The sequence below is a fragment of the Burkholderia sp. Ax-1720 genome (genome assembly GCF_011753035.1).
In the GTDB taxonomy this organism is placed as follows: Bacteria; Pseudomonadota; Gammaproteobacteria; order Burkholderiales; family Burkholderiaceae; genus Burkholderia; species Burkholderia gladioli.
Window position 1 is genome coordinate 1 of the sequence record NZ_VWWK01000328.1, and the last position, 3,605, is coordinate 3,605.

At 71.7% G+C, this 3,605-nt stretch carries 3 protein-coding genes and 1 pseudogene; 2 read left to right on the forward strand and 2 right to left on the reverse strand.

The features are described 5' to 3' along the window. Both F3J18_RS36160 and F3J18_RS36165 read left to right on the forward strand, forming a co-directional pair. Positions 1–664, forward strand: a 664-nt coding sequence (locus F3J18_RS36160) for an amino acid ABC transporter permease (RefSeq protein WP_166916947.1), incomplete at its 5' end; no start/stop codon positions are given. Continuing rightward, a complete protein-coding gene (locus F3J18_RS36165) occupies positions 651–1,487 on the forward strand; it encodes an amino acid ABC transporter ATP-binding protein (protein WP_025098380.1) in 837 nt (278 codons plus the stop codon). The genes F3J18_RS36160 and F3J18_RS36165, both read left to right, overlap by 14 nt. Before the next feature lie 74 nt (positions 1,488–1,561). On the opposite strand, the gene F3J18_RS36170 is transcribed toward F3J18_RS36165, so the two are convergent. Both F3J18_RS36170 and F3J18_RS36175 read right to left on the reverse strand, forming a co-directional pair. Beyond that, positions 1,562–2,896 carry an LLM class flavin-dependent oxidoreductase gene (locus F3J18_RS36170; protein WP_166916948.1) on the reverse strand — a complete coding sequence of 445 codons (1,335 nt, stop codon included), beginning with the start codon at positions 2,894–2,896 and terminating at the stop codon, positions 1,562–1,564. Continuing rightward, a pseudogene (locus F3J18_RS36175) lies at positions 2,893–3,605 on the reverse strand (MmgE/PrpD family protein); the annotation flags it as partial. The gene F3J18_RS36170 and the pseudogene F3J18_RS36175, both read right to left, overlap by 4 nt.

Sequence of the window (3,605 nt, forward strand, 5' to 3'; positions counted from 1 at the left end):
TACGCCGCGCGAGATGGCCGGGCGGGTCGAGACGGTGATGCTGTGCGTGCTCGACGCGGCCGCGGTCGGCGAGGTGGTGTTCGGCGCGCATGGGCTGCTGTCCGGCGAACCGGAGCGGCGGCGCCTGGCGCCGCTGCGCTGGCCGGTGCGCGCCTACGTGCAGGTGTTCCGCAACGCACCGATCCTGGTGCTGATCTATTTCTCGACCTACGTGTTCCCGTTCGAGCTGGACATCGGCCACGCCGTGCTGCCGTTCCCGGACTGGTTCAAGGTCACGCTGGGCCTGGCCCTGCCGGCCAGCGCGAACTTCGCGGAGATCTTCCGCGGCGCGATCCAGTCGATCCCGCGCGCGCAATGGGACGCGGCGCGCTCGCTGGCCTACAGCCGCGCCCAGACCTTCCGCTGGATCATCCTGCCGCAATGCCTGCGCCGCATGCTGCCGCCCTGGATGAACCTCTACGCCAGCATCACGATGGCCACCGCGCTGGCCTCGCTGGTGGGCGTGCACGACCTGCTCGACACCGCCCAGGTGGCCAGCAATACCGTGGCGCGTGCCGATTTCACCGTGCTGGTCTATTTCGTGGTGCTCGCGCTGTTCTTCGCGTACTGCTACCCGATCGCCCGTTTCACCCGTTTCCTCGAAAGGCGCCATGCCCGTTCCTGATTTCCAGCCTTCCGCCGCGCCGCTGGTGCGGCTGCGCGACGTGCACCTGTCCTACGGCGCCACGCCGGTGCTGCAGGGCATCGACCTAGCGGTCCATCGCGGCCAGGCGGTGTCGATCATCGGCCCGTCGGGCTCGGGCAAGTCCACCATCCTGCGCTGCATCGCCGGCCTGCAGCGGCCGACGCGCGGCGAGATCGAGGTGCACGGCACGCGCGTGGACCGCATCGCCAGCGAGCGCGAGGAGATCGCGCTGCACAAGCGCGTCGGTTTCGTGTTCCAGCAGTACAACCTGTTCCCGCACCTGAGCGTGCTCGACAACCTGATCGCCGCGCCGGTGCGGATCCTCAAGCGCGACCGCAAGACCGCGCTGCGCGAGGCGCATGCCTTGCTCGAACGCGTGCGCCTGGCCGACAAGGCGCATCGCTACCCGGGCGAGCTCTCCGGCGGGCAGCAGCAGCGCGTGGCGATCGCGCGCGCGCTGGCGATGCGGCCCGACCTGATCCTGTTCGACGAGGTGACCTCGGCGCTCGATCCCGAGACGGCCGGCGAGGTGCTGGCCGTGATCCGCGAGCTGGTGAGCGAAGGGATGACCTGCGTGCTGGTCACGCACGAGATGCGTTTCGCCGAGGAGATCAGCGACGTGGTGTTCTTCACCGAGGCGGGCGTGATCGTCGAGGCGGGGCCGCCGGCACGGATCTTCGGCGCGCCGCGCAGCGCGCGCACGCGCGCCTTCCTGGCGCATGCGCGCACGCCCGAGCAGGTCCGGCTCGATGCTTACGCGGCGCAGCCGATCGTGCTCGACCTGAAGCGTTTCGCGGTGTGAGGCATGCCGCGTGAAAGAGCGGGGCGCGCGCGGTGCCGTCGTGGCATCGCGCGCGCCCGCGCCGGCTTCCCGGCTCAGCCGCGCACCGCGTAGCGGCTCGCCGGGCGCGGCAGGCCGAGGTGCTCGCGCAAGGTGCTGCCGGCGTATTCGGTGCGGAACAGCCCGCGCCGCCGCAGCTCGGGCACCACCTGCTCGACGAAATCGTCGAGGCCGCCGGGGAAGTACGGCGGCATGATGTTGAAGCCGTCGGCGGCGTCCTGCGTGAACCATTCCTCCAGCGCGTCGGCGACCTGCCCGGCGGTGCCCCAGACGATGCGGTGCCCGCGCGCGCCGGCCACCAGGTAGTAGAGCTGGCGCAGCGTCAGGTTCTCGCGTCGCGCCAGGTCGGTCAGCAGCTTCGCGCGGCTCTTGAGCTGGTCCGATTCGGGCAGCTCCGGCAGCGGGTCGTCGAGCGGATATCGCGAGACGTCGTGGCCGAGCCGGTCCGACAACAGGCTCAGCGCGCCCGAGGTGTCGATCCACTGCTGCAACTGCTCGTACTTCTCGCGCGCCTCGCGCTCGGTGCGGCCGATCACCGGGAACACGCCCGGCATCACGTGCAGCGCCTGGCCCGCGCGCCCGAACTTCGCCAGCCGCCCCTTCAGGTCGCGATAGAAGGCCTGCGCCTCCTCCAGCGTCTGCTGCGCGGTGAACACCACTTCGGCGGTGCGCGCCGCGAGATCCTGCCCGGGCCCGGAGGAGCCGGCCTGGATCACCACCGGGTGGCCTTGCGGCGGACGCGAGGCGTTCAGCGGGCCCTTGATCCGGAAGAAACGGCCCTCGTGATCGAGCGCGTGAACCTTGGCCGGGTCGAAGTAGACGCCGCGGGCCTTGTCGCGGATCACCGCGTCCTCGTCCCAGCTGTCCCACAGGCCCTTGACCACGTCGACGAACTCGCCGGCCATCTCGTAGCGCTCGGCATGATCGGGATGGTTGCCGCGCGTGAAGTTCGCGGCCGTGCGGTCGTAGGAGGTGGTGACCACGTTCCAGGCCGCGCGCCCGCCGCTCAGGCGATCGAGCGAGGCGAATACGCGCGCCAGGTGATAGGGCTCGCTGTAGGTGGTCGAGGCGGTGGCGGCCAGGCCGATGCGGGTGGTGTGCATCGCCAGCGCCGAGAGCAGGGTCAGCGGCTCGAAGCGCTGCGCCATCGAGGGATGCGCGTCGGGGCCGCTGGTCAGGCCGTCGGCGAGGAACACCATGTCGAATTTCGCGCGCTCGGCGGTCTGCACCACGCGGCGCAGCAATTCGAAGTTCTCGCTGCCCGATTCGGCCTCGGGATGCCGCCAGCCGGCGACGTGGTGGCCCGCGCCCTGCAGGAACAGGCCCAGGCGCATCTGGCGCCGCTCGGCGGCGGAGGATCGGGTGGTCATGAGGCAAGCCGGTCGAAGGTGGAAAGGAGGCGGGCCAGGTCCAGCTCATCGCGCATGCTCGCGACCAGCGCCGGGACTTCGGCGAGCACCGCGCGGTGCGCCGTGGCATCCGCGAACTTGGCCGGCAGGTCGGCGGCGCTGACGAGCCGGTCGGCGCGCTGGCGCAGCGTGCCGCCGTCGGCCAGCCGGATCTCGACCGTCGAGAAGCGCGTGGCCGGATCGGTCGAGGCGCGCGGGGCGTCCTGATCGTGATCGCGCTCGATGCGCGTGGCCAGCGCGATCAGGTCCTCGCGCACCGGCACGTCGGCGAACACGGCGACGCCCGGCGGGCCGTCGCTCAGTGCGGCGGCCACCGCGTACTCGACGCTGAAGCGTGCTTCCAGGCCCGTGGCGGGCAGCCGGGACAGCAGCGGCGTGTCGCCGGCCGGTGGGAAGGTGATGCGCACGCCGGCGATGTCGGCGGGTACCGGGGCATGACGTTCGCGCAATGCGAGCGCGGCCAGCACCGCGTAATGGGTGGCGGTGCAGCAGGGCCAGGGCTTGAAGTAGAGGCCCGGCGACACGATCTGCCACGGCGCGCCCCAGCCTTCCAGCAGGCGTTCGGGCTGCGCCGCGCCGGCGCCGTAGACGGCGAGGAAGCCGCCGGGGCCATCGAGCGCGGCCGGCGCGCCGGCCAGGCCGGCGGCGGCGAGTTCGCTGGCGAACAGGC